The sequence below is a fragment of the Amycolatopsis sp. TNS106 genome, from assembly GCF_019330265.1.
Classification (GTDB): domain Bacteria; phylum Actinomycetota; class Actinomycetes; order Mycobacteriales; family Pseudonocardiaceae; genus Amycolatopsis; species Amycolatopsis lurida.
This window is the reverse complement of record NZ_CP024972.1, coordinates 7,735,717-7,760,346: the sequence shown is the minus strand read 5'-3', so window position 1 is coordinate 7,760,346 and position 24,630 is coordinate 7,735,717. Positions and strand designations below refer to the sequence as shown.

General features: G+C 68.8%; 28 protein-coding genes. 16 read left to right on the top strand and 12 right to left on the bottom strand.

Features of this window, described 5'->3' with window-relative positions; all coding sequences use genetic code 11:
- Window positions 1-52 precede the first annotated feature (52 nt).
- Window positions 53-658, top strand: a complete 606-nt coding sequence (locus CVV72_RS35895) for a dTDP-4-dehydrorhamnose 3,5-epimerase family protein (protein WP_219148592.1) — start codon at window positions 53-55, stop codon at window positions 656-658.
- Window position 659: 1 nt separating this feature from the next.
- Here CVV72_RS35895 and CVV72_RS35890 read toward each other — a convergent pair whose 3' ends face one another.
- Window positions 660-2,267 carry a GMC oxidoreductase gene (locus tag CVV72_RS35890; RefSeq protein ID WP_219148589.1) on the bottom strand — a complete coding sequence of 536 codons (1,608 nt, stop codon included), beginning with the start codon at window positions 2,265-2,267 and terminating at the stop codon, window positions 660-662.
- 168 nt (window positions 2,268-2,435) lie between these two features.
- Here CVV72_RS35890 and CVV72_RS35885 point away from each other — a divergent pair, with 168 nt between their 5' ends.
- Window positions 2,436-3,113, top strand: a complete 678-nt coding sequence (locus tag CVV72_RS35885) for a hypothetical protein (protein WP_219148587.1) — start codon at window positions 2,436-2,438, stop codon at window positions 3,111-3,113.
- A 312-nt stretch (window positions 3,114-3,425) separates the two neighbouring features.
- Here the strand turns inward: CVV72_RS35885 and CVV72_RS35880 are convergent, their stop codons facing one another.
- Entirely contained in the window at window positions 3,426-3,896 is a 471-nt protein-coding gene (locus CVV72_RS35880) for a hotdog fold domain-containing protein (protein ID WP_219148585.1), read from the bottom strand.
- Window positions 3,897-3,958: 62 nt separating this feature from the next.
- Here CVV72_RS35880 and CVV72_RS35875 point away from each other — a divergent pair, with 62 nt between their 5' ends.
- Window positions 3,959-4,552, top strand: a complete 594-nt coding sequence (locus CVV72_RS35875; protein ID WP_219148583.1) for an acid phosphatase — start codon at window positions 3,959-3,961, stop codon at window positions 4,550-4,552.
- 2 nt (window positions 4,553-4,554) lie between these two features.
- A complete protein-coding gene (locus tag CVV72_RS35870; protein WP_034305165.1) occupies window positions 4,555-5,037 on the top strand; it encodes a GNAT family N-acetyltransferase in 483 nt (160 codons plus the stop codon).
- Between the two features lie 84 nt (window positions 5,038-5,121).
- On the opposite strand, the gene CVV72_RS35865 is transcribed toward CVV72_RS35870, so the two are convergent.
- The gene (locus tag CVV72_RS35865) at window positions 5,122-5,625 is read right to left on the bottom strand and encodes a hypothetical protein (protein ID WP_091598666.1); all 504 of its coding nucleotides are present in this window, start codon (window positions 5,623-5,625) and stop codon (window positions 5,122-5,124) included.
- A 282-nt stretch (window positions 5,626-5,907) separates the two neighbouring features.
- Between CVV72_RS35865 and CVV72_RS35860 the strand changes: the two genes are divergently transcribed.
- Together CVV72_RS35860 and CVV72_RS35855 are read left to right on the top strand one after the other, a co-directional pair.
- Window positions 5,908-6,834 carry a diacylglycerol kinase family protein gene (locus tag CVV72_RS35860; RefSeq protein ID WP_219148578.1) on the top strand — a complete coding sequence of 309 codons (927 nt, stop codon included), beginning with the start codon at window positions 5,908-5,910 and terminating at the stop codon, window positions 6,832-6,834.
- Window positions 6,835-7,107: 273 nt separating this feature from the next.
- Complete coding sequence (locus CVV72_RS35855) at window positions 7,108-7,362, top strand: WhiB family transcriptional regulator (RefSeq protein WP_007028999.1); 255 nt, start codon at window positions 7,108-7,110, stop codon at window positions 7,360-7,362.
- Between the two features lie 319 nt (window positions 7,363-7,681).
- On the opposite strand, the gene CVV72_RS35850 is transcribed toward CVV72_RS35855, so the two are convergent.
- Window positions 7,682-9,205 carry a sensor histidine kinase gene (locus CVV72_RS35850; protein WP_034305170.1) on the bottom strand — a complete coding sequence of 508 codons (1,524 nt, stop codon included), beginning with the start codon at window positions 9,203-9,205 and terminating at the stop codon, window positions 7,682-7,684.
- Window positions 9,206-9,311: 106 nt separating this feature from the next.
- Between CVV72_RS35850 and CVV72_RS42045 the strand changes: the two genes are divergently transcribed.
- Window positions 9,312-9,386 (top strand): 50S ribosomal protein bL37, encoded by a 75-nt coding sequence (locus CVV72_RS42045; RefSeq protein WP_369299112.1) that lies wholly within the window; start codon window positions 9,312-9,314, stop codon window positions 9,384-9,386.
- A 69-nt stretch (window positions 9,387-9,455) separates the two neighbouring features.
- On the opposite strand, the gene rsrA is transcribed toward CVV72_RS42045, so the two are convergent.
- Together rsrA and CVV72_RS35840 are read right to left on the bottom strand one after the other, a co-directional pair.
- Window positions 9,456-9,779, bottom strand: coding sequence for a mycothiol system anti-sigma-R factor (gene rsrA, locus CVV72_RS35845; protein ID WP_007028997.1), 324 nt, complete (start codon window positions 9,777-9,779; stop codon window positions 9,456-9,458).
- Window positions 9,776-10,414 (bottom strand): sigma-70 family RNA polymerase sigma factor, encoded by a 639-nt coding sequence (locus tag CVV72_RS35840; RefSeq protein WP_126735738.1) that lies wholly within the window; start codon window positions 10,412-10,414, stop codon window positions 9,776-9,778. Before CVV72_RS35840 ends, rsrA begins: the two co-directional genes overlap by 4 nt.
- A 190-nt stretch (window positions 10,415-10,604) precedes the next feature.
- On the opposite strand from CVV72_RS35840, the gene ybaK reads away from it, so the two are divergent.
- Window positions 10,605-11,081 (top strand): Cys-tRNA(Pro) deacylase, encoded by a 477-nt coding sequence (gene ybaK, locus CVV72_RS35835; RefSeq protein WP_034305175.1) that lies wholly within the window; start codon window positions 10,605-10,607, stop codon window positions 11,079-11,081.
- A 140-nt stretch (window positions 11,082-11,221) separates the two neighbouring features.
- Window positions 11,222-11,785 carry a hypothetical protein gene (locus tag CVV72_RS35830; protein WP_219148576.1) on the top strand — a complete coding sequence of 188 codons (564 nt, stop codon included), beginning with the start codon at window positions 11,222-11,224 and terminating at the stop codon, window positions 11,783-11,785.
- On the opposite strand, the gene CVV72_RS35825 is transcribed toward CVV72_RS35830, so the two are convergent.
- Together CVV72_RS35825 and CVV72_RS35820 are read right to left on the bottom strand one after the other, a co-directional pair.
- The gene (locus tag CVV72_RS35825) at window positions 11,735-12,343 is read right to left on the bottom strand and encodes an alpha/beta family hydrolase (RefSeq protein WP_219148574.1); all 609 of its coding nucleotides are present in this window, start codon (window positions 12,341-12,343) and stop codon (window positions 11,735-11,737) included. The two genes, CVV72_RS35830 and CVV72_RS35825, sit on opposite strands and share 51 nt — an antisense overlap.
- Window positions 12,340-13,098: an SOS response-associated peptidase gene (locus tag CVV72_RS35820; protein WP_219154355.1), complete on the bottom strand. Its 759-nt coding sequence runs from the start codon at window positions 13,096-13,098 to the stop codon at window positions 12,340-12,342. The genes CVV72_RS35825 and CVV72_RS35820 overlap by 4 nt, the downstream gene beginning before the upstream one ends.
- A 101-nt stretch (window positions 13,099-13,199) precedes the next feature.
- On the opposite strand from CVV72_RS35820, the gene rsgA reads away from it, so the two are divergent.
- From rsgA to CVV72_RS35795, 5 genes are all read left to right on the top strand, one after another.
- Window positions 13,200-14,210, top strand: coding sequence for a ribosome small subunit-dependent GTPase A (gene rsgA, locus CVV72_RS35815; RefSeq protein ID WP_219148573.1), 1,011 nt, complete (start codon window positions 13,200-13,202; stop codon window positions 14,208-14,210).
- 59 nt (window positions 14,211-14,269) lie between these two features.
- Entirely contained in the window at window positions 14,270-15,169 is a 900-nt protein-coding gene (locus CVV72_RS35810) for a hypothetical protein (RefSeq protein WP_219148571.1), read from the top strand.
- A 182-nt stretch (window positions 15,170-15,351) separates the two neighbouring features.
- Entirely contained in the window at window positions 15,352-16,032 is a 681-nt protein-coding gene (locus CVV72_RS35805; protein ID WP_219148569.1) for a hypothetical protein, read from the top strand.
- Between the two features lie 71 nt (window positions 16,033-16,103).
- Window positions 16,104-16,898: a hypothetical protein gene (locus tag CVV72_RS35800; RefSeq protein WP_219148567.1), complete on the top strand. Its 795-nt coding sequence runs from the start codon at window positions 16,104-16,106 to the stop codon at window positions 16,896-16,898.
- A gap of 61 nt (window positions 16,899-16,959) precedes the next feature.
- Complete coding sequence (locus CVV72_RS35795) at window positions 16,960-17,844, top strand: NAD(P)-dependent oxidoreductase (protein ID WP_219148564.1); 885 nt, start codon at window positions 16,960-16,962, stop codon at window positions 17,842-17,844.
- A gap of 75 nt (window positions 17,845-17,919) precedes the next feature.
- Here the strand turns inward: CVV72_RS35795 and CVV72_RS35790 are convergent, their stop codons facing one another.
- Together CVV72_RS35790 and CVV72_RS35785 are read right to left on the bottom strand one after the other, a co-directional pair.
- Entirely contained in the window at window positions 17,920-18,411 is a 492-nt protein-coding gene (locus CVV72_RS35790; RefSeq protein WP_219148562.1) for a hypothetical protein, read from the bottom strand.
- Window positions 18,408-19,814: a wax ester/triacylglycerol synthase family O-acyltransferase gene (locus CVV72_RS35785; RefSeq protein ID WP_219148561.1), complete on the bottom strand. Its 1,407-nt coding sequence runs from the start codon at window positions 19,812-19,814 to the stop codon at window positions 18,408-18,410. The genes CVV72_RS35790 and CVV72_RS35785 overlap by 4 nt, the downstream gene beginning before the upstream one ends.
- 34 nt (window positions 19,815-19,848) lie before the next feature.
- Here CVV72_RS35785 and CVV72_RS35780 point away from each other — a divergent pair, with 34 nt between their 5' ends.
- Window positions 19,849-20,628 carry an RNA methyltransferase gene (locus CVV72_RS35780; protein ID WP_219148558.1) on the top strand — a complete coding sequence of 260 codons (780 nt, stop codon included), beginning with the start codon at window positions 19,849-19,851 and terminating at the stop codon, window positions 20,626-20,628.
- On the opposite strand, the gene CVV72_RS35775 is transcribed toward CVV72_RS35780, so the two are convergent.
- Entirely contained in the window at window positions 20,603-21,007 is a 405-nt protein-coding gene (locus CVV72_RS35775) for an HAD-IA family hydrolase (RefSeq protein ID WP_219148556.1), read from the bottom strand. The two genes, CVV72_RS35780 and CVV72_RS35775, sit on opposite strands and share 26 nt — an antisense overlap.
- Before the next feature lie 112 nt (window positions 21,008-21,119).
- On the opposite strand from CVV72_RS35775, the gene CVV72_RS35770 reads away from it, so the two are divergent.
- On the top strand, window positions 21,120-21,623 hold the full coding sequence (locus CVV72_RS35770) for an Rv3235 family protein (RefSeq protein WP_219148554.1): 504 nt from the start codon (window positions 21,120-21,122) through the stop codon (window positions 21,621-21,623).
- 123 nt (window positions 21,624-21,746) lie between these two features.
- Here the strand turns inward: CVV72_RS35770 and secA are convergent, their stop codons facing one another.
- A complete protein-coding gene (gene secA, locus CVV72_RS35765) occupies window positions 21,747-24,578 on the bottom strand; it encodes a preprotein translocase subunit SecA (RefSeq protein ID WP_219148552.1) in 2,832 nt (943 codons plus the stop codon).
- Window positions 24,579-24,630: the final 52 nt, after the last annotated feature.

Here is a 24,630-nt window from a genome sequence, read left to right as displayed (position 1 = left end):
CCTTTCGCAAGACGTCCGTCCGGTTTGGGAAGGGCTCGTTAGCATTGAGACCATGCATGCAAGGCGCCTCAGCATCTCCGGCTGTTTCGAGTTCACCCCGCGGGTTTTCCCCGATCACCGCGGCCTGTTCGTGGCGCCGTACCAGGAAGAAGCGTTCGTCGAAGCGGTCGGGCACCGGCTTCGTCTCGGGCAGACCAACACCAGCGTCTCGCGGCGCGGATCCATCCGTGGCGTGCACTTCGCCGACACCCCGCCAGGCCAGGCGAAGTACGTCTACTGCCCGAGCGGTTCGATGCTGGACGTCATCGTGGACCTCCGGGTCGGCTCGCCGACCTTCGGTGAATGGACGTCCGTGGTGCTCGACAGTTCCGAGTACAAAGCGGTCTACATCGCCGAAGGTCTCGGTCACGCCTTCATGGCGCTCGAAGACGAAACCATCATGTCCTACCTCTGCTCCGAGCCGTACAACCCGGCGGGAGAGCACGGCGTCAACCCGATGGACGCCGATCTCGCGCTGCCATGGCCGCAGGACATCGAACCCGTGGTGTCCGAAAAGGACACCACGGCGCCCTACCTGAAAGAGGCCTTGGAGCAGGGACTGCTGCCGCAGTACGCCGACTGCGTGGCCCACTACGAGAAGCTGCGGGCCGCGCACTGACCTAGCGCGCCACGTCCTCGCTCAGCACCCGTTCCACGTTCCGTTCCACCAGCGCGGTGATCGTCACGAAGGGGTTCACGCCGGTACTGCCCGGGATCAGCGAGCCGTCGGTGACGTAGAGATTCCGATAGCCCTTCACCCGGCCGTACAGGTCGGTGGCCTCACCCAGCACCAGTCCACCCAGCGGGTGATAGGTGAACCGGTTCTCGAACGACCGTGTATCCCCGAACAGGTCACTGCGGTAGATCGTGCGATTCGCCCGGTTGACCTTGTCGAACAACGACTTCGCCGCGTCGATCGACGGCTTCCCCTGTGCGGCGTTCCAGCGCAGCCGCACGGAGTCGGTGGCGGCGTCATAGGTGAAGTGGCCGCGCTCGGGATTCTTCGTGATCGCCAGGTAGAGACTCAGCCAGGTCTCGACTCCGGCGGGTACCGGCGCGACCTCGGCGAAGACCGGGTTCACCGGGTCGTCCCACGCGTCGATGCCAAGCGCGGGCATCCCCGACTGCACCGATCCGCCGAGATCCCAGGCGTGGTTGGCGCGGCCCAGCATCACGTTGCCGTTGGTGCCCCAGCCGCGGCCGACCTCGTCGTTCAGCCCGGGCAGCGTCCCGGTTTCCCGTGCCCGCACGAGCAGTTCCGTCGAACCGAGGCTGCCGGCGCCGAGGAACAGGTACTTCGCGCTGAGCTGCTTCCTCGCGACGACCGCGCCGTCCTCGGCGGTTTCGTGCACGGTGAGGACGTACGTGCCGTCGGTCTGCCGGGTGATCCCGCGGACCTGGTGCAGCGTCTTGATGGTCACGTTCCCGGTGCCCAGCGCGGCCGCGAGGTAGGTCTTGTCGAGGGATCGTTTGCCGTGGTTGTTGCCGTAAATGACCTCGGACGCGAGGGCCGACTTCGGCACCGTGCCCGCTTCTTCCCGCTTCATGTACTCGAAGTCGTAGACGCTGGGCACGAACACCGTCTTGAGTCCCGCCCGCGTCGCGGCCTTCCGGGAAACCCTCGCGTAGCGGTAGGACCGGCAGGTTTCGAACCAGTGCGGGTCGATGTGGTTCACGCCGAGGGCGCGGTTGGCCAGGGGGAAGTACTTGCCGTACATCTCGTCCGCGTCCACGCCGGGCAGGATCTCCTCGAAGTACGACCGTTTCGGCGTCACGGCCATCGCGCCGTTGACCAGCGAACCACCCCCGACGCCCCGTCCGACGTAGACGGACATGTCGCCGTGGTCCACCCGGTCGAGCACGCCGGGGTACCGCTCGATGTCCCGGTTCGCCAGGTCCATCCAGAGGAACGACGCGAGCGGGGCCTGCGTGCGGTCCTTGAACCAGGCGGCCCGCCGGTCCGGCCGGAGCATGTCGCAGAAGACCTTGCCGTCGGGGCCGGGGTCGGCCCAGAGTTTGCCCATTTCGAGCATGACCGTGGGAATCCCGGCTTCGCCGAGACGGAGCGCGGTCACCGCGGCGCCGTAGCCCGTGCCGACGACCACGGCCGTCGAGAAGCCCGGAGACGATTCCCCGGCCTGCGCGGTGGAAATCGTGGTGAGCCCGAGAGCGGCGGCGGAGTTGAGCGCGGTGAACCCGAGGAACCCGCGGCGCGACAGTGGGGACATGGGCCGATGATCGCCCGCTGTCCGAGGCCCCTTCAAGGGCGAATCCGAAGCGGATTCGCGTCAGCTGGGTAAACACCGTTTATTTTCACTCGAACGTGGCGATCCCAGGGGTCCCTTGGGTGGCTTCCCCGATGTGATCGCAACCCGGACAGACCACCCTTTCGGGTCATGAGACGCCTTCTCGCCGTGACCGCGGCCGCATTGTCCGCAGCCGCCCTCATCGCCTTCCCCGGCCACGCCTCCGCGGCACCGTCGCCGCTGCCCGACTTCGACTTCTCCGCCTGCCCCGCCCCGCCCGCCAACGCCGATCCTGGCACCTGGCGATGCGAAGCCTTTGTCTCCCACGGAGTCCTCACCATCGGCGCCCGTGAGATCCCGCTCGGGGAGATCCGGCTGACGTTCTCCGAAGGCAAAGTGGCCGGGAAGTACGCGCAGGTGTTCGGCGAACTACGGCACGCCCCCGCCCGGATCCACGGGACTTTCGGCGCGAGCCTGCAGCTGAAGTACGGCGGCTACTCGGACTTCCAGTCGAACGACGAACGCCGCGGCGAATTGGATCTCTACGCGGCCCTGCGGCATCCCTTGCTGCCCAAGGAATGCGCGGTCGGCACCCTCGCCGAGCCGTTGCACTCGGTGGTCAAGGACGATCCCGCGGTGCCCTTCGAGGTGATCTCCCAGAATCCGACGACGGTGAAGTTCGGCGTCGTCGACTCGCAGCTCGCCCTGCCGCGCACGACCGGCTGCGGACCACTGACGCGAGTGGCCGACGATTTGCTCGGCCTGCCGTCCCCGAGCGGGCGCAATACCTTCAAGCAGGTGACCTACGTCCAGTTCAGGCCCCTCTGACCACCCGCAATCAGTCATCTGGTTGCGCTAGTTGCACGCGCAAGGACCGCATCCAGATGACTAATTGCGCGAGAGAACCGGGCCGACACGCGTCTCGGGTGTCCACCGCCGGCGCACGAATGGACGACACACGTGATCAGACGGACGACACACGTGACTGGATGGACGACTCCCGCGCGGCCGAGGCCCGCCGCGTGTCGTCCGCCTGATCACGCGAGTCGTCCGTCCAAACACACGTGTCGTCCGTCTGGACACGTGTGTCGTCCGTTCAGGCACGCGAAGGGCATCCCAGAGGACGGGGCGCGAAGATGCCTACTTCTTCTTGGTCACCCAGATGGTGATGGTCGCGGTCACGACGGGTTTTCCCTTCGTGTCCGTGATCGTCACCGGCACGGGGAGCTCGAAACCCTCGTCGCCGAATTCCGGCAACTCCGGCAGTTCGGCGACCGCGCGCAGGCTTGTCTCCGCCTTCGCCACGTACTCGACCGTCATCCCCTTGGGCAGCCAGCGGTGCGTCGTCGGGACGGTCGCCTCGGCGAGCATGCCCATGGCGATCTCGGCGAGGTTGCATGCCGCGATCGCGTGAAAAGTCTTGATGTGGTTGTAAACACCCCACCACTTCGGGGAGGTCACCTCACACCGGCCGGGGCCCAGTTCGCGCACCGACGGGAGCACCGTCCGGAAGTACGGCACACGCAGGCACATCGCCGCCGAGAACAGCTGTTTGCCGACCGGCTTGCCCGCCAGCCGGTTCCACATCGCGTAGGTCGGATTCTGCGCCATCACGGTCTCCTCATCATGTTACTCACCAGTAGCATAACCGGACCGCAGGCTATATTCGCAACGTGGCACATCGGCTCTTCCTCCTCCGGCACGGCCAGACCGAGTGGTCCGTCAACGGACGGCACACCGGACGCACCGACATCCCGCTCACGACCGCCGGCGAGGGACAGGCCCGCGCGGCGGGCGGCACCCTGCGCGCGGTGCTCGGCGGCAATCCGGCGCTCGTCCTCTCCAGCCCCCGCACCCGCGCGCTGCGGACGGCCGAACTGGCCGGGCTGCGCGTCGACGAGGTCACCGAAGAGCTGGCCGAATGGGACTACGGCGACTACGAGGGCATCACCACGCCGGTGATCCGCGAGACCGTTCCCGGATGGACTGTCTGGTCTCATCCGATCCCCGGCGGCGAAAGCGCGGAGGATGTCAACGCCCGCGCGGACAAGCTGATCGAACGCGTCCGCGAACCGCTCGGCGAAGGTGATGTGATCCTCGTCGGGCACGGGCATTTCAGCCGCGTCCTGGTCGCGCGCTGGATCGGCCTCCCGTCGACCGCGGGCGTCCATTTCGGACTCGACCCGGCCGGCGTCGCGGTACTCGGCGACGAACGCGGCGAGCCGCAGATCGAACACCTCAACCTGCTCCCCACCACAGAGGACTGACCGTGCCCGACGATCGCATCCGGCGGATCCGCGAAGAAGACGTGGACGCCGTCGTCCAGCTCGTCTACGACCTCGCCGAGTTCGAACGCGCCCCGGACGAATGCCACCTCACGCCCGAGCAGCTGCGCGTCGCGCTGTTCGGCGAAGCGCCGGGGCTGTTCGGGCACGTCGCCGAGGTCGACGGCGAGATCGTCGGCTATGCGCTCTGGTTCCTCAACTTCTCCACCTGGCGAGGCGTGCACGGGATCTACCTGGAGGACCTCTACGTCCGCCCCGAGCAGCGCGGCTCCGGCCTCGGCAAGGCGCTCCTGGCCACTCTCGCGGCCGTCTGCGTCGAGCGCGGCTACGCCCGCCTCGAATGGTCGGTGCTCAACTGGAACCCGGCACAGGGGTTCTACAAGTCCCTCGGCGCCGTGCCGATGGACGAGTGGACCGTCGACCGCCTCACCGACGAGCCACTGAAGGCACTCGCCGCCCAGGTCTAGGCGTAACTCGCGTGATCAGAGACGTAACTCGCGTGATTGAAGGCGTAACTCGCGAGTTACGCCTTCAATCACGCGAGTGCGTAGTTACGAGTCCCGTTCCTCGCGCTCACGACGCGCGGCGCGACCCGCGGCGCCGTCACGCTCGGCGGCTTCTTCCTCGCTCTCGCCTTCCTGCATCCCCAGCGCCCACGCGCGCGAGGGGCGGCGGAACAGCAGCACGATGACGGCGACACCGATCAGCGCGAGCGGCACCCCCCACACCGGCTGCCCGGACGGGCCCGCGCCGTACCAGCCGACGCCGACCAGGATCAGCGCGACGACCACGCCGGGCGACCTCGCCCAGGTCTTCCCCATCATCAGGCCGGCCGCGCAGGCCAGCGTTCCGGCGGCGAGGACGAGGTAATAGGCGACCTCGGCCAGCAGGTTCTCCGGTCCGGCCTGGCCGTTGACCAGGAGCAGGATCGCGAACACGATCAGGGCGAGGCCCGGCAGCGCGGTGACGGCTCCGGCGAGGCGGACTTCACGGGGCGCGGGCGAGAGCTTGTCGGCGATGGACACGGCGAAACAGCCTTCCAGGCTTCCGGACACGGTGCTCCACCAGGGCGGGTCACCGTACGTGAGCACTTTCGATCGTATGCCACCCGGTCGGCCGGTTTCCCCTCGCCGCCGCAGGGGAAGAATTGGCGGTGTCGTCGATGAGCGGGCGGTCGGCCCGGGTGCACTTGTCACGACGCGCTGTCACCAGCCGACAGTGAGGAGGGACGCCCGTCACAGGGCCATACGGTGCTGCCTCGAGGACGCTCCGCACGGCTGAGCTTCGCGTCACGTGAAGCTCACACCTTCGGGCCGGAGTCACTTACCCTGCGGTATGTGCGTGCCATCCTCGTCGTGAACCCCCAGGCCACCTCGACCACCGCCGGTGGCCGTGACGTGCTGGCGCACGCACTGGCCAGCCAGGTCAAACTCGACGTGGTGGAGACCGACTACCGCGGCCACGCGATGGCCGTGGCGCGGTCCGCCGCCCGCGACGGGATCGACCTGGTGGTCGCCCACGGCGGCGACGGCACGGTCAACGAAGTGGTCAACGGTCTGCTCGCGGACGCCGACGGCGATCCGGCGAAGGTCGGGGGCGCCCCCATGCTCGGTGTCGTGCCGGGCGGCTCGGCGAACGTCTTCGCCCGGGCGCTGGGCATCGCGCACGATCCCGTGGAAGCGACCCATCAGCTTCTGAACGCCATCGAGAACGACCGGAGCCGCAAAGTCGGCCTCGGGATCGCCGACGGCCACTGGTTCACCTTCAACGCCGGCCTGGGCTGGGACGCCGACGTCGTCGGCCGCGTCGCCAAACGCCGGGGCAAGCAGACCACCGCCGGGCTCTACCTGAGGGCCGCGGTGGCGTCGCATCTGCGGCCTCCGCTCGGCCGCCCGCCGCTCACGGTCAGGATCCCGGGTGAAGAGCCCACCGAAGTGCTGACCGCTTTCGTGTCGAACACCGATCCGTGGAGCTACCTGGGCAACCGTCCCGTCCACCTGAACCCGGGCAGCTCGTTCGACACCGGATTGGGCCTTTTCGCGTTGAACGGTCTGGGATTGCCCACCGTGTTCAAGCATGTACGGCAGGCATTGCTCACGAAGAGCGACCAACGCGGGCGACGTCTCCTTCGTCACGATGACCTGCCGATGATCCGCATAGACGCTGCTGAACCGGTAAACTTCCAGGTGGACGGCGACCTCGTCGGCCAGCGGAAGAGGGTGGAGTTCTTCAGCGTCCCGGGAGCACTGACGGTAATCGTCTGACGACCGGACCGCTGATCGCCTGCGGCAAAGTACGAACTGCCGCTCATCGACGCAGAACCTCCGCTCACCGCATCGGCCTTCCCTTCGGAAGGCTGTTTCGGAACGAAACCGCAGGTCAGAAGCGTCGCTCGGCCGGGTGAGCTGACTCACCGATCTTCAGAAAACCCTTGTCGAAACGGGTGCTTCGTGAAAGCATTCACAAGCACCCAAAAAAACGACCGCCATGACGACTATGGCGCGGAGTACCGCGCCGTTATGAAGGAGCTCAGAAACATGGACTGGCGCCACGACGCGGCCTGCCGAGACGAGGACCCCGAGCTGTTCTTCCCCGTGGGAACCAGCGGTCCTGCTCTGTCGCAGGTAGCGCAGGCGAAGGCCGTGTGCCACCGCTGCACCGTCGCTTCCGACTGCTTGGCCTGGGCATTGGCCAGCGGGCAGGACGCAGGCGTTTGGGGCGGGATGAGCGAGGACGAGCGACGGGCCCTGAAGCGCCGTCGTACGCACATCGGCACGCGTACCTCCGCCTGAGTTTTTCGGACTCAGCACGCTTCATCGCATTACTCACAACTGAGCAAGACCCCAAGCTTCGGGAAACTCCCGCGGCGCAGTGGCTGTATGGCCATGCGTTGCGAGGTGACACGTACCCGACTTGAGCTTAACAAGCGAGGCCGACACGCCCTCACGGGGGTATGGCTTCAGCGGACTTTTTCCAAGTCCTCCCGCGGAACCGTTACAGGGCCGGCGCCATCTTCTCTTCGGGCGCCGGCCCTAAAACGTGTCCGGATGAGACTGTCCCTTGTGGACGATCACAAGGGACAGTCTCATCCGGACCCCGGGACACCGGAATTCACAGCCGCCGGGACAGCGGGATCCGCAGCGCCGCTTCGGTTCCCAGCCGTCGCCCGGCGGTCTCCTCGGATTCCCCGCGCAGCCCCCGGATCGACAGCGATCCGCGCAGCTCCGACTCCACCAGTGTCCGCACGATCTGGAGCCCGAGGCCGTCACTGCGTTCCAGCGAGAAACCCGACGGAAGCCCGCGCCCGTTGTCGCGGATGACGACGTCGAGCCAGCGGGCCGAGCGCTCCACCACGAGCTCGACCTTGCCCGGCCGTCCGTCGGGGAACGCGTGCTCGATGGCGTTCTGGACGAGTTCGGCCAGCACCATCACCAACGGCGTCGCGATCTCGGCGACGACGACGCCGAACGAGCCGGTACGCGAAAGCCCGACCTGCGATTCCGCCGTCGCGACCTCGCCGACCATCGGGAGGACGTTGTCGAGCAGCTTGTCGAGATCGACCCGCTCGTCCACCGAGATGGACAGCGCCTCGTGCACCATCGCGATCGACGAGACCCGGCGCACGGACTCGCCGAGCGCGAGCCGCGCCTCCTCGCTGGAGGTCCGGCGCGACTGGAGCCGCAACAGCGCGGCGACGGTCTGCAGGTTGTTCTTCACGCGATGGTGGATCTCGCGGATGGTCGCGTCCTTCGAAAGGAGAGCGCGGTCACGGCGCTTCACCTCGGTGACGTCGCGCACCAGCACCAGCGCGCCCGCGGCCTGCCCGGCGGGACGCAGCGGCAGCGCACGGAACAGCACGACGGCACCGCGCCGGGAATCCGCCTCCGTCCGGCTGCTGGGTTTGCCGTCGAGCGCCTCGATGATCCGGTGCGACACCTCGGTCGCGTCGAACGGGTCGCGGATGAGCGACCGGGTCAGCGGCGCGAGGCGCTGACCGACGAGATCGGACTCGTGCCCCATCCGGTGGTAGGCCGACAACCCGTTCGGGCTGGCGAAGACCACCGTGCCGGTCGGGTCGAGGCGGATCAGGCCGTCGCCGACCCGCGGGCTCGTATGCGTGTCAGTCTGGTTCCCCGGGCTGGGGAACGTGCCGTCGACGATCATCTGGCACAGGTCGCCCGCACTGCCGAGGTACGCGATCTCGAGCGGGCTGGGCACCCGCGAGGCCGCCAGGTTGGTCTCGCGGCTGAGGACGGCGATCACCGTGCCCGCGAACACCACCGGGATGGCCTCGCGGCGCATCGGCAGGTCGCGGTACCAGTGCGGATCCTCTTCACGGCAGATCCGCACCTCACGGCTCGCCTTGGCCAGCTGCGGATGCTCGTCGACGGTGAACCGGGAGCCGACGACGTCCTCCGGATGGGCCGTCGGCGCCGTCGTCGGGCGTGCGTGGGCGACGCAGACGTAGTCGCCGCCGTCCGGCTGCAGCTCCTCCGAGACGGCGACCCAGAGCAGGAAGTCGGCGAAGGACAGGTCGGCCAGCAGCTGCCATTCGGCGACCACGGTCTGGAGATGGTCCGCGGCTTCACCGGACAGGCCGGTGTTCTCCGCGAGCAGATCGGAAAGGGTGGACACGTCCCCATCCAAGCAGGGTGAGGGCCGCATGACACACTGGAGAGGTTGACCCTGGCCCAGCGGTGTCGTGTCACCCCGCGAGGGCCACTCGGACGAGGAGTGAAACATGTCGAAGCGCGCCCGCAAGCGTCGCGACCGTAAGAAGAACGGCGCGAACCACGGCAAGAAGCCCAACTCCTGATCATTCGATCAGACGGCGAAGGCCCCCGCACCGATCCGGTACGGGGGCCTTCGTGTGTCCTGAGCCGTCTTATTCGAAGGTCTGCTCGATCTTGACCTCGGTGCGTTCGATGGTGATCGCGCCCTTGGTCTGCACGGTCTGGCGGATCGAGGCCCGCAGCCGGGACTTGAGGTCGTCCGGCGCGTGGTCACCGCCGCACTTACGAGCGAGGAGCTGCTTGATGTGCTCGTCGATGCCGTATTCCTCGAGGCACGGCGGGCAGTCCTCGATGTGCTTGCGCAGGGCGGCGTCGCGCTCGGCGCTGCACTCCTTGTCCAGGAGCAGGTAGATGTCGGCGAGGGCTTCCTCGCACCTGACCTTGTCGTCCGCGCCGGCGCAGTAGTCCTCGGTCATCGCCCCGCCACCTCCTGCTGTTTGCCCGACCGGATGAAGCCCCGCTCGCGGGCGACATCGGCGAGCAGGTCACGGAGCTGGGCGCGGCCGCGGTGCAGCCGGGACATCACGGTGCCGATGGGCGTGTCCATGATCTCGGCGATCTCCTTGTACGCGAAACCTTCGACATCGGCGAGGTAGACCGCGAGGCGGAACTCCTCGGGCAGCTTCTGCAGCGCTTCCTTGACGTCGGCGTCGGGCAGGTTGTCCATCGCCTCGACCTCGGCCGAGCGCAGCCCGCTGGAGGTGTGACTCTCCGCCTTGGCGATCTGCCAGTCGGTGATCTCCTCGGTGGGCTGCTGCACCGGCTGGCGCTGACGCTTGCGATAGCCGTTGATGTAGGTGTTCGTGAGGATGCGGTACATCCACGCCTTGAGGTTGGTGCCCGCCTTGAAAGACGCGAAGGCCGCGTACGCCTTCAGGTACGTCTCCTGGACGAGGTCCTCGGCGTCGGCGGGATTCCGGGTCATCCGCATGGCGGCCGAGTACAGCTGGTCGAGCAGGGGCATCGCGTCCCGCTCGAAGCGCTCGGCCCGCGCGGCCGCCTCTTCGGCGTCCGTGCCCGTGTCCGGCGCGGGATTCTGCGTGCTCGGCAAACCGTTCCCTTCCCGATCGGCGTCGATGCGCTTGTGCGCATGAGACGTCGTCGAGTTTACGCGCGGGCGGATCACCTGGCCGCCCGGCGTGCGCGGGATCAGGATTCGGGGAGCTTCGAGTGTGGTGGACACGTGTCTTCCAACAGTGCGGCCCGGCCGGGCATTCCCGGCGCGCTCGTAGACTCCGCCCATGGCAGGCAAGGGAACTCCGGCGACGGCGCTGCTGGCGAAGCAGAAAGTGGCGCACGTGTTGCACGCCTACGACCACGACCCGCGGGCGGAGTCGTACGGCCTCGAAGCCGTCGAAGCGCTGGGGCTCGACCCCGCGCGCGTGTTCAAGACACTGGTCGCCGAGGTCGACGGGAAACTGACCGTCGGTGTGGTCCCGGTCACCGGGCAGCTGGACCTGAAGGCGCTGGCGGCCGCCGTGGGCGGGAAGAAGGCGAAGATGGCGGATCCCGCCGCCGCCCAGCGTGCGACGGGTTACGTACTCGGCGGGATCTCGCCGCTCGGGCACCGGAGCAGGCTGCCGGTGGTGATCGATTCGTCGGCGGAGAAGTTCGAGACCGTGCACTGCTCGGCCGGGCGGCGCGGGCTGGAGGTCGAACTCGCGCCCGGCGACCTGGCGCGGCTCACCGGTGCCGTGGTCGCGCCGATCGCGGGCTGACCTTCCCGCATTTCGTCCTCTAGATGCGGGCAGGGGTTCACCCTCGCGAGGGAGCGGAGTCGGTCCGCAGCGGGAAGATCACACGGCCGCGCTCGGGAATCGTCGTCGGCAAGCGAACGACGACTCCTGGGAGCGACGAAATGACCGAGACCGTGCCCGGCGTACCGAGATGGGCGAACCTCGCCGCCCACGCGACGCTACTGGTGACCTTGCCCTCCGGGCTGTGGCGGATCGCGATGGGTCTCGGCCTCCCGGTCGGGTTCACCGCGCAGGGGCTGGACGAGTTCGGCATCCCCGGCTGGGGCACGGCCTACGTCTTCGGGCTGAGCCTGCTCTCCGAAGCGCTCGCGTTCCTCACCCTCGGGCTGGTCCGGCCGTGGGGCGAGGTGTGGCCGCGCTGGATCCCGGGGCTGCGCGGCCGCCGGATCCCGCCGTTCGCGGCGATCCTCCCGGCCGCCGCGGGCGCGATCGCCCTGACCGCGTTGAGCGTCCAGGGACTGTTCGGCTGGGCGGAGGCCGGGTCTTCGATGGCCGCGGGAAGCTGGGAGGACTCGCCGGTCTACGGCGTCGTCATGGCGGCCTGTTACGCGCCGCTCCTGCTCTGGGGTCCGTTGCTGGCCGCCGTCACGGTGCACTACGCCCGGCGGCGGCTCTCAGGTGAGCGGCCGCAGCACACGCTCCAGCCACTCGGCGGCCGCGCGTGACACGCCTTCGAGGTCTGCGCTGAGGTTGTGGTCGCCCTTGAGCACCACGATCTCGTGATGCGGCCCCGCCTTGGGCAGGCCGAACGGGTCCCGGTCACCCTGCACCACCAGGGTCGGGACCTCGACGGCGTCCAGCTCACCTTGCCGGGATTTCTCCGGCTTCCCCGGCGGATGCTCGGGGAAGGCCAGGCAGAGCACCGCCACCGCCTGCCCCGCCGCGGCGGTCCGGCAGGCGACGCGGGCCCCGGACGACCGGCCGCCGAACACGAGCGGAAGGTCGTCGAAGCGCGCGGAGATCTCGTCGGCCACGGTGAGCCAGGCGGTGTCGAGCTGGGTGGCGGGAGCGGGCGCCCGGCGGCCCGCCACCCGGTACGGCTGCTCGACGAGCGCGACGTGGACACCCGCCGCCTGCGCCGCGCGGGTGACCGCGACCAGGTCCTTCGCGCCGATCCCCCCGCCCGCGCCGTGGCCGAGCATCAGCACCGCGATGCCTTCCTCGGCACAGTGCAACTCGGCCCGCGCGGGGCCGTAGGCGGTGTCGATCTCCAGCTTCGTCATGAGTTCGGCAATTCGAAGAGCGGGCTTTCGGCGGCGGGTTCGACACGGTCCACCAGCTCCGGGCCGTTGTTGCGGACGTTGTTGACCAGGCTGGACACCGGCCGCAGCTCGATCGTGTCGACCAGGTCCGCCGGAGGCGGGACGAGCAGATCGGTGACGTCGGCGAGATCCGGGTCGAGCCAGGTGTCCCACTTTTCGCGCGGCATCAGCAGCGGCATGCGGTGGTGGATGTCGGTGAGCCTGCCGACCGAGTCGGTGGTGATCACGGAGAAGGTGATCAGCGGGTCGGCTTCCTTGTCGTCCTTCGGCCGCCAGGTCTCCCAGATCCCGGCGAACGCGAGCGACTCGTCACCCGGTCCGGTCATGAAGAAGGGCTGCTTCTCCTTGCCGTCCCGCCGCCACTCGTACCAGCCGTCGGCGGGGACGAGGCAACGCCGCGCGGAAACCGCCTTCTTGAACGAGGGCTTCTCCTTGGCGGTCTCGGCACGCGTGTTGATCATCTTCGAGCCGACACCGGGGTCCTTCGCCCAGAACGGCACCAGCCCCCAGCGCATCATCCGCAGCGACCGCACGGCGGGCTCGTCTTCGAGCACCGCGCCGTCGGCGTCCCGCGGATGCCGCTGCACGATGGTGGGGACGACCTTGGTCGGCGCCACGTTGTGATCGGTCCGGACCCGGCCCTCGGTCAGGTCCACCGCGGCGAACTCGTCGATCAGCGCCGCCGGGTCCTTGGTCGCGGCATAACGCCCGCACATGCGAAAACCTCCCTGATCGACAGCCATCGTTACACGCTACCGATGCGTTGGCGAGCAGCATGGGATCATAGTTCCGCGGTGTGCGAAGAGCAGGAGGCGGTTTGGCTGGCAAGGACTGGCGCAGGCTGGACGAATCCGACGTGCGGATCCGGCCCGGCAAGGGCACCAGGCCGCGCAGCAAACGCCGCCCCGAGCACGCGGACGCCTCCACGGCGATGGTCATCGGTAAGGACCGCGGGCGCTGGACCTGCGCGATCGACTCGGATCCGGAGCGGGTCGTCACCGCGATGCGGGCCCGCGAGATGGGCCGGGTCTCGGTCGTCGTCGGCGACACCGTCGGCATCGTCGGCGACGTGAGCGGCAAGCCCGACACCCTCGCCCGCATCATCCGGGTGGACGAACGCGCCAGCGTGCTGCGCCGGACCGCGGACGACACCGACCCCTTCGAACGGGTGGTCGTCGCCAACGCCGAGCAGTTGCTGATCGTCACCGCGCTGGCCGATCCCCCGCCGCGCACCGGATTCATCGACCGCTGTCTCGTCGCCTGTTACGCCGGCGGTCTCGAGCCGGTCCTGTGCCTGACGAAGGCCGACCTCGCCAGCCCGGACGAACTCCTCGCCGGCTACGCGGGCCTCGACATCCCGGCCGTGGTCACCCGGCACGACGAACATCCGGAAGAACTGGCCGGTCGGCTCAAGGACCGGGTCACCGCGCTGGTCGGGCATTCGGGCGTCGGGAAGTCCACTTTGGTCAATCGGCTGGTGCCCGACGCCGGGCTGGCGACCGGCGTGGTCAGCGCGGTCGGCAAGGGCAGGCATACGTCCGTCGCGGCGGTGGCACTCTCCTTGCCCGGCGGTGGCTGGGTGGTCGACACTCCGGGCATCCGCTCCTTCGGGCTCGCCCACGTGACCGCCGACGACATCGTCCTGGCGTTCGAGGAGTTCGCCGAGGCGGCCGAAGAGTGTCCCTCCGGCTGCGGGCACCTCGGGCCGCCATCGGACCCGGACTGCGCACTCGACGACGTGGTCACCGAGGGTCACGCCAGTGCGGAGCGCTTGACCTCCTTACGGCGTCTTTTGGGCTCCCGAGCTGGGCATGACGACGATCGGTAACTAAATTCGGCTTCGCGCGATAACCCTTTCGGATTAGATCAACTTTCTGAGGGGTCCTCTTGAAGCGCGTAACCACACTCGCCGCCATCACCACGGCCGCCGTCCTGGCGCTGTCCGCCTGCGGTGGCGAGAAGCAGCCCGGCGCGGCTGCCCCCGCTCCTGCTCCTTCCGAGCAGAAGAGCCTGCTTTCGGCGCCTCTCGGCGACCCGATCCAGCTCGCGGCCCTGACCCGCGAGAGCACCAAGAAGGCCAAGTCGTCGAAGGTGACGATGGAGAGCGTCGCCGGCACCGAGAAGCAAACGGCGACCGGACAGGGCGTGTACGACGGCGAGAACACCAAGTTCTCGATGTCCATGGACAGCGAAGGCAAGAAGCTGGACGTGGTGTTCGTCGACAGCGCGCTGTACTTCAAGCTCGACGCGGCCGACAAGGCCGAGATGAAGACCGACAAGTCGTACGTGAAGATCTCGGCCGACGGCCAGGACCCCATCTCGCAGCTGCTCGGCAAGATGATGTCGAAGGCCATCAAGGACAGTGACCCTTCGCGGACCCTCGAGCAGGTCTCGAAGGCGGGCAAGATCACGAAGTCGGACCAGGTCGAGCTGAACGGTGAGCTGACCAACCACTACGTCATCGAGATCGAGGTCGAGAAGGCCATCGCCCTCGTCGTCGGTGACATCGGCATCCCCCTGCCCGCCGACGTGCTGAAGCAGCTCGACGCGAAGCTCAAGGGCAAGAACGTCACCATCCCCACCGAACTGTGGCTCAACGCCGACCAGCTCCCGCTGCAGGTCGTCTCGGACCAGACCGCGTTCGTGAAAGCCATGGGCGCCCCCGGTGACGGCGTCGCCAAGACCACGGTCAAGTACACCGACTGGGGTAGCCCGGTGAACATCACCGCCCCGCCCGCCGACCAGGTAGGCGACCTGGCGGAGATCATGAAGAAGGCCGGTCGCTAGGAACGGCGACTCCGCCGCCCGCCGCCGAGGCGGGTGGCTAGCCTCCCGCAAGTACGTGAAGGCCCCCTTCATTGCGCCTGACGCAATGAAGGGGGCCTTCACGTACCCAGACAATCGGACGGTGGAAATTCACGCGACAGGCGCTACGGTAGTGGTACAGACCATTCACCCGAGGGAGTCCCATGCGTGCCACCGGATTCGCCGTCGTCTGTACCGCTCTCCTGCTGCTGGGCGGCTGTTCCGGCGAAGAGAAACCGGCGGCACCGCCCGTGAACGACGCGGCGCAACTCGCCTCCGCCGCCGCCGCGGGCACGCAGAAGGCACGCTCGTCCAAGATCGCGCTCGAGACCACCGCGGAGGACGGCCGCAAGGTCGTGGTCACCAGTTCCGGGCTCTACGAGGGCCCGAACAGCAAGTTCTCCATGGTCGCCGACGTCGCGGGGGAGAAACGGGACCTGATCTTCGCCGACGGCGTCCTCTACTACCACCTGTCGGACACTCAGGTCCAGGAGTTCAAGACCGACAAGGAATGGGTCAAGATCACCTCCGACGGCAAGGATTCGCTCTCCGCGGCCAACGGCGCGTTGCTGACGAAGGTCGTCGAGACGATGGATCCGACGCGGACGATCGACCGGATCTCGAAGTCGGGCAAGGTCACCAAGTCCGAACAGACCGAGGTGGAAGGCACGGCCGCCACTCGGTACGACCTCGACCTCGGCGGCGCCCCGGCCGAACTGTGGCTGGACGGCGAGCAGCGCCCGGTGCGGGTCACCATCGGCGAGACCACGGTCAAGTACGACAGCTGGGCTTCGGACGTGGTGATCATCGCGCCGCCGCCCGAAGCGGTCGGCGACAGCCGCTGAGCCGTCCCCCGATCGGGGTGCGGGCCACGGCTGTGTTTCGCTTGGGCGCCCGCCTTGGAAAGCAGGTCCTCATGCGAAGAACGGCTCTGTCCACCGTCGTGCTCGTACTCGGCGCACTGCTCGGCGCGTGCGACGGCGGAGCCGTGTCGTTCGCCGACGCCCGCGCGCTCGCCGACGGAGCCACGTCCGCCATGGACGGCAAGGCCGCGAAGTTCGTCACCGAGGTCACCGCGGGCACGATGCGGTCGAAGAGCCAGGGACAGGCGAAGGTCGCGGGAACGGGCACCGCGCTGGCCATGACCACGGACTTCCTCGGCGAGCCCCTCGAACTCCGCCTCGTAGACAAGATCGTCTTCGCCAAGGTCCCGGAAGCCGCCCGCGAGGACGTCCCCGGCGGAAAGCCCTGGGTGAAGGTCTCCCCCGACGGCGCGGACCCTTTTTCGCAGGTGGCCGGCGGCAGCATCGATCAGCTGGCGAAGCAGAACGACCCCGGCCGCTCGTTCGACCAGGTGCGGAAGGCGGGCACGCTCGTCGAATCCGGGCACACCGAACTCGACGGGGTGCCTGCCGAGCGCTACCGGCTGGACGTCGACATGGCCGCGCTGGGCGGTGATCTGCCCGCCGGACTGTCGGCCGAGGCCGTCGGGGAACTGCAGGGGAAACTCGGGAAGATCCCCATGGAGATCTGGCTCGACGACGCGCACCGGCCGCTTCGGATCGTGCTCGACCTCGCGCCGGTTCTCGCCGCTTCGGGTGTTCAGGACAGCGCGATGGCCCGGATCGTCACGAGCTACAGCGAGTGGGGCACGCAGGCCGACATCCAGGCACCGCCACCGGAGGAGATCGGGGAAATCCCGGCGGGCTGACCCGTCACGTTCCCCGCACGCGTCCCGTCCTTCTCGTGAGGGCAGGACAGGAGGAGCGAACATGCGGGTGATGGTGATCGGGGCGACCGGGGTTCTGGGGCGTCCGCTGGTGCGGCGTCTGCTGGCCGAAGGACACGAGGTGAGCGGGCTGGCCCGCGGGGTGGACCGGGTCGCGGCGGTGCGCGCGACGGGCGCGAAACCGGTGCAGGGTTCCTTGTTCGACGTCGATTCCCTGGCAGGCGCGCTGAACGGGCACGACGCGGTGCTGAACGTCGCGACCCGTATCCCGGACGCCCGCCACGCGATGACGCTCTCCGGCTGGGCCGAGAACGACCGCGTGCGGATCACCGGCAGCCGGAACCTCGCCGACGCCGCGCGACGGGTCGACGAACTGGAAATCGTGGTGCAGGAAGGAATCTCGTTCGTCTACGCCGACGGCGGCGACCAGGAACTGGACGAGGACGCGCCTCTCGCGCTGCGCGGCAACATCGCGTCTTCGACGGTGGCGCACGCGAACATCGCGGAACTGGCGGACGAAGGGCGCACCGCGATCCGGCTGCGGATCGGGCTCCTGGTCGCCGACGATCCGATGACCACGACGATGCTCGCGGCCGCGCGGCGCGGTTCGCCGCTGATCTTCGGCCGCCGGACCGACTGGACCGCGGCGATCCACCCGGACGACGCGGCGGCGGGCGCGATCGCGGCGCTGCGGGCACCGAGCGGCGTCTACAACCTGGCCGCCGACCCGGTGCGGAAGCAGGAACTCGGCGAGGCGATGGCCGCCGCGGCCGGTGTCCGCCGTCCGCGCGCGCTGCCGAAGTGGCTGGCGAACCGGCTGGGCCTGATGTCGGTGCTGGCGCGTTCGCAGCGCGTCGTCTCGGCCCGGCTCACCGAGGCGACCGGCTGGCGCCCCGAACGTCCGGTGCCCGGTCCGTCCTGGTTCTGACCCCGCGATTCGGCACCTACTTGCGATGGTCGCGCCAGGCAAGGATCGCAACCCGGTGCCGAATTGCGAGGAGGCTTAGAGGAGTTCCAGCAGGAACGGCAGCTCTTGGGGCGCGTACCAGGCGAGTTCGTGGTCTTCGGCGTCGCCGAGGGTGAACTCCGCGTCCGGGTCGCCGAGGTCGGCCTGGTCGATCACCGCGGCGGCGGCCTGCACGGACTCGGCCGCTTCGGCCGCGTCGACGTGGATCGCGGCGACGTCGGCGATTTTCACCGGCCCGGACAGCCGGACGACGGCGGCGTCGAGATCCGCGCGCAGCGTGACCTCCTCGACGTCCGCCGAGATCACCACGCGCCGTGGCTCGGGCTTCTCTTCGGCCGCGATCAGCCGGAGCGACGCCCTCGCGGCGTCGAGCAGCGCGGCGTACTCGAGCTCTTCGTCGGATCCGCTGGCGTAGGACTCCCGCAGCGCCGGGGTCAGCGCGAATCCCGTGCCACTCCGCGCCCGGAACTCGCCGGTGGTTTCGAGCTCACGGAGCATCGCGATCGTCGCCGGTAGATAGACCCTCACCAGTGCGCACCCTTCAGCTCTTCCAACGATTCCTCGATCATCCCGGCGAGCAGGTCCACATCGGACACGGCCTTGCGGTCGCCGTTCAGTCCGAAGTAGACACCCCCGTGATACGAGGTGACCCCGATCGCCAGCGCCTGATTGCGCACCAGCGGCATGACCGGGAACATCTCCACCATCTTCGCCTGTCCCGCGTAGAGCGGCACCTGCGGGCCCGGTGAGTTCGTGATCAGCACGTTGAAGATGCGTCCCGACATCGACCCGGCCGCCCGCGCGCCCAGCGAATGCAGCGTCGCCGGGGCGAACCCGCCGACCGTCAGCAGCCCGCGCGCGGCGACCGATCGGCCCGAGTCGAGGTGGTCCGCCATCGCGTGGCCGATGTGCTGCAACCGCAGCACCGCGTTCGGCTCCCCGACCGGGAGATCGACCAGATAGGCGTCGACCTGGTTCCCGACCAGGGCGGGCGTCGAGTATTCGGCCGTCTCGGCGTCGCGGACGGCCATCGGCACCAGCGCGCGCACGGTGGTCGTCGCGGTCAGGTTCGAGCCGCGGGAGAGCAGCCATTCCCGCAGCGCGCCGGTGATCGCCGCGAGCACGACGTCGTTGACCGTGCCGCCGTGCGCGGCGCGGACTTCGCGGAAATCCTCCAGCCGGGTACGGACCACGGCGAACATGCGGCCGCCGGAGGTGCGGACGTTGAGCGGCCCGGACGGCGCCGGGCTCACCATGGTCTTCAGCGCCGACGCGACGTCACCGACCGTTTCGGTGACCTTGCCCGCCATCGCGGTGGCGTCGTGGGCGATGGAGCGGACGTTCTCCACCAGCTCCGTCGGCCGCTGCACGGTCTCCGCGACCGCGTCGAGGATCAGCTGCGTACGGCTCGGTTCCCGGCGGGGATGCCAAGTGTCGTCGAACGGTTCCGGCTCCTGCGGAGTGGCGTCGAGGATCAGCTGACCGATCTCGATGGTGCCTATCCCGTCCACGACGGACTGATGCGTCTTGGTCACCAGCGCGACCCGGTCACCCGCGAGCCCCTCGACGAAATACGCCTCCCAGAGCGGCCTCCCCGGGTCGAGCCGTCGCGACATCAGCCGCGCCACGAGGTCGAACAGCTGGCCGTCGGAACCCGGCTGCGGCAGCGCGGACCGGCGGACGTGGTAGTTCAGATCGAAATCGACGTCGTCGACCCATACCGGCCGGGTGAGATGCCCCGGCACCTCCAGCACTCGCTGCCGGTACCGCGGGAGGAACGCGAGACGCTGCCCGATCAGGTCCAGCAGCTGCTCGTGGGTGAAGCCGTCGCGCGGTCGCTCGAAGATCGCCACGCCGCCGACGTGCATCGGGGTCGAGTGGTCTTCCACGTACAGGAACGAGGCGTCCAGCGCGGAGAGGCGGTCGGGCATGGGCCGATCCTTACACAGTGGGACACTCGCCGGTGTGGGTGATGAGTCGGCGATCTCGCCGAAGGACCGGTTCCTGACGGTGTACGGGCGCAAACCGGTGCTCGAGGCCTTGGACGACGCGACGCTCGAGGTGGACAAGGTGATCCTCGCCGACACCGTGCGAGGGCCGAACGCCGCCGAGATCGAGCGAGCCGCCAAGGCCGCCGGGGTGCCGGTGCGGCGCGCGAGCGCGCATCGCGTCAAAGTGCTGGCGGGCAACGGCAAACAGGACCAGGGCGTGCTGGCCGACGTCGTCGCCCCGCGGATGCGATCCCTGCACGCGGCCCTGTCCGACGGCAGGCCGCCGTCGCGGGTGCTGCTGCTCGACGGCATCACCACCCCGGCCAACGTCGGGATGATCCTCCGCACGGCGACCGCGGCCGGGCTGGAAGGGGTCGTGGTGCCGCGGCGCGGGGTCGCCGCCCTCGACCCGATGGTGGTCAAGGCTTCGGCCGGGGTCGCGTTCCGCGCGCCGGTGCTGCGCTGCGGCAGCGCGCGCGAGGCGGCCGAAATGCTCACCGAAGCCGGCTACGGGATCTTCGCGCTGGGCGCTTCCGCCCGGAGCTCGGTGTTCGACGTCGAGCTGCCGCAGCGCGCGGCCTTCGTGCTGGGCGGGGAGACGAACGGCGTCGGCGCCGAGGTCGGCGAACTGGTGACGGAATGGGTGTCGATCCCGATGCCGGGCGAGGTCGAGTCGCTGAACGTCTCGGCCGCCGCCGCGGTGCTGTCCTTCGAGCTGGTGCGGCGCGCTAAGGCTTCGGGAACAAGGCGCTGAGCTCGGTCAGCGTCTCCTCGACCGACGTGTGGTGCACCCCCGCCATCCCGGCCGCCACCGCCGCGCGGACGTTGTGCGCGGCGTCGTCGACGAACACGCACCGGTCGGCGGGCAGGTCGAGCAGCCCCGCGGTGAGCAGGTAGACCTCACGTTCGGGTTTGGCCACGCCGACCTCCCCGGAGAAGACGAGCGCGTCGAAGAACGGGTCGAGTGACCGTTTGGCCTCGTCCGACGCGCCGGGAGCGTTCGAGAGCAAGGCCGTCTTGATGCCGCGCTCCCTGGCCGCCAGCAGGAAGGCGTACAGCGCGTCCGCGCCGGCGTCCGTGAGCACCCCGACGTAGTCGATGACCAGCCCTTTCAGCACCGGCTCACCGTACACAAGCGATCACCGCCCGGTTCATCCTCTCGGGCGGTCCTTGTCGCGGCCCCGCCCGCCAACCGCCCCTTAGTTGCTGGGCGCGGCCGAGGGGGCCGCGGAGGGGGACTGTCAGATGAAGTCGTACGTACTGAGACGGCTTGAACCGTGTGAACCGCCTTACCGGGCCGACGGCAGGCCGGACAACCTGGTGCACCGGGCCGCGGCGCCGGACAACCAGCTCGTGCTGGATCTGCCGCTGTTCGGCGAAGCCGTCGTGGAGGAACCACGGCCACGACCGGACACCCCCGACGGCAGGCAGGTCGGCAGGCTGCTGACCACCATCCTCGAAGCCTGCGACGGGCGCCGGCCCGCGGTTCAGGTGCGGCCCATCCTCGACCCCGCGCTCCACAGCGCGCTTCTCGCCCCCGGCCGCCGCCGTCCCTCGGGCGGCTACCGGCCGAAGTCGGTCCACCTGGGGCATCCGGCGGACGGCGTCGTCGAAGCCTGCGCGACCGTCGAGCAGAACGGACGCTGCCTCGCGCTGGCCGCCCGCTTCGAGCGGACGCCGTCGGGCTGGGTGTGCACCCGCTTCCACCTGCTGAAGCCGCCACGCCGGGTCTCCGCGCTCGCGGCCTGACGCGCGTGAAGGCCCCCTTCCCTCGTCCATCCATGCCCCCGCCGCCGCCCTCAACGGACGCGCTGGCGCGCGGCAGAGCTGGATCCAACCGAGGGAAGGGGGCCTTCACGCGCTTTGGGGCCTTTAGCGGCGCGGGCCCTTCTTGCCCTTCTTCTGCGAGGCGCGCTGCGCGGCACGACGCTCGCGGCGGGTCCCGCCCTGGTCACCACCGGCGCTGCCGGCACTGTCCGAATGCGACTCGACGCCACCGTCCTCGGACGGGCCCGACATGGTCAGCCCGGACTGCGAACCGCCGCCGAGTCCCTTGCCCCGCAAGGCGGACGGCACGGATTCGGTGTCGGTCGCCGGCGCCTGCGGAGGCGTCGGACGGGCGTGCCTGCCGTCGCCGTTGGCTGCCTGGCCGTTCCCGGCGCCGACACCGGCGGGCAGCGCGGACGCCGACTCCGGAGCCGGGGTGGTGGGCTCGGCCTGCTCGACCTGGAGGTTGAACAGGAAGCCGACGGCCTCCTCCTTCAGCGACTCCAGCATCGCGCGGAACATGTCGTAGCCCTCGCGCTGGTACTCGATGACCGGGTCGCGCTGAGCCAGGGCCCGCATGCCGATGCCCTCCTTGAGATAGTCCATCTCGTAGAGGTGCTCACGCCACTTGCGGTCGAGCACGGTGAGCATCACCTGGCGCTCCAGGCTGCGCATCGCGCCTTCGCCGACCTTCGCGTCGATCTCGGCTTCGCGCTCGTCGTACGCGCGGTGAGCGTCTTCGAGCAGGGCCTCACGCAGCTTGTCGGCGTCGAGGTCGTCGTCCTCGGTGAGCTCTTCCCAGGTGACCTTGACCGGGTACAGCTGCTTCAGCGCCGTCCACAGCTTCTCGTGGTCCCAGTCCTCGGCGTAGCCCGTGGCGGTCTCTTCGGTGACGTACGCGTTGATGACGTCGACCAGCATGTGCTCGATCTGCTCGCGCAGATCCTCGCCTTCGAGGACGCGCAGGCGCTCGGCGTAGATCACCTTGCGCTGCTCGTTCATGACCTCGTCGTACTTGAGGACGTTCTTGCGGATCTCCATGTTCTGCTGCTCGACCTGCGTCTGAGCGCTCTTGATCGCCTTGGAGACCATCTTGTGCTCGATCGGCACGTCGTCCGGCAGCCGCATGGTGGTCATGACCCGCTCGACCATCGTCGCGTTGAAGCGGCGCATGAGCTCGTCACCGAGCGACAGGTAGAACCGGGACTCGCCGGGGTCGCCCTGACGGCCGGAACGACCGCGGAGCTGGTTGTCGATGCGGCGCGACTCGTGCCGCTCGGTGCCGAGCACGTACAGCCCGCCCGCCTCGCGGACCTCCTCGGCCTCGGCCTTCGTGTCGGCCTGGACCTCTTCGAGCACCTTCGGCCAGGCGGCCTCGTACTCCTCGGAGTGCTCCACCGGGTCGAGGCCGCGGTCGCGCAGCACCTCGTCGGCGATGATGTCCGGGTTGCCGCCGAGCACGATGTCGGTACCGCGGCCCGCCATGTTGGTGGCGACCGTGACCGCGCCCTTGCGCCCGGCGCGGGCGACGATCAGCGCCTCCCGGTCGTGGTGCTTCGCGTTGAGGACCTCGTGCGGGACGCCCAGTTTGAGCAGCAGCTTCGACAGGTGCTCGGACTTTTCGACACTCGTGGTGCCGACCAGCACCGGCTGGCCCTTCTCGTGCCGCTCGGCGATGTCCTCGGCGACGGCCTCGAACTTGGCCTGCTCGGTCTTGTAGATCAGGTCGGCCTGGTCGGCGCGGACCATCGGCTTGTTGGTCGGGATCGGCACCACACCCAGCTTGTAGGTCTGGTGGAACTCGGCCGCCTCGGTCTCGGCGGTACCGGTCATCCCCGCCAGCTTGTCGTAGAGCCGGAAGTAGTTCTGCAGCGTGATCGTGGCGAGCGTCTGGTTCTCGGCCTTGATCTCGACGCCTTCCTTGGCCTCGATCGCCTGGTGCATGCCCTCGTTGTAGCGGCGGCCGTGCAGGATGCGGCCGGTGAACTCGTCGACGATGAGGACTTCGCCGTCACGGACGATGTAGTCCTTGTCGCGCTTGTAGAGCTCCTTGACCTTCAGCGCGTTGTTCAGGTAGCCGACGAGCGGCGTGTTCGCGGCCTCGTAGAGGTTGTCGATGCCGAGCTGGTCCTCGACGAACGCGACACCCTTCTCGGTGACACCGACGGTGCGCTTGCGGATGTCCACCTCGTAGTGGACGTCCGGCTTCATCAGCGGGGTCATCCGCGCGAACTCGATGTACCAGCGCGAGGACTGGTCGGCCGGGCCGGAGATGATCAGCGGCGTCCTGGCCTCGTCGATGAGGATCGAGTCCACCTCGTCGACGATCGCGAAGTTGTGGCCGCGCTGCACGCAGTCTTCGAGGCTCCACGCCATGTTGTCGCGGAGGTAGTCGAAGCCGAACTCGTTGTTCGTGCCGTGCGTGATGTCGGCGGCGTACTGCTGGCGGCGGACCTCGGGCGTCTGGTCTGCCAGGATGACCCCGACCTCGAGGCCGAGGAAGCGGTGGATGCGGCCCATCCACTCGGCGTCACGTTTGGCGAGGTAGTCGTTCACCGTGATGACGTGCACGCCCTTGCCCGAAACGGCGTTCAGGTATGCGGGGAGGACCTGGGTCAGGGTCTTGCCCTCACCGGTCTTCATCTCGGAGACCTGGCCGAGGTGCAGCGCGGCGCCGCCCATCAGCTGGACGTCGTAGGGCCGCTGACCGAGCACGCGCCAGGCCGCCTCCCTCGCCACCGCGAAGGCCTCCGGCAGGAGGTCGTCGAGGGACTCGCCGTCCGCGTGCCGTTTACGGAACTCGTCGGTCTTGGCCCGCAGTGCGGAGTCCGAAAGGTCCTTGACGTCGTCTTCGAGGGTGTTGATGTGATCGGCGATGTGTCGCAGCCGCTTCACCATTTTGCCCTCGCCCGCGCGGAGCAGGCGGTTCAGCACCATCCGGTCGACCTCACTAGCTGATTGTGATCGCACCCGAGCCGGTCCCGGGCAA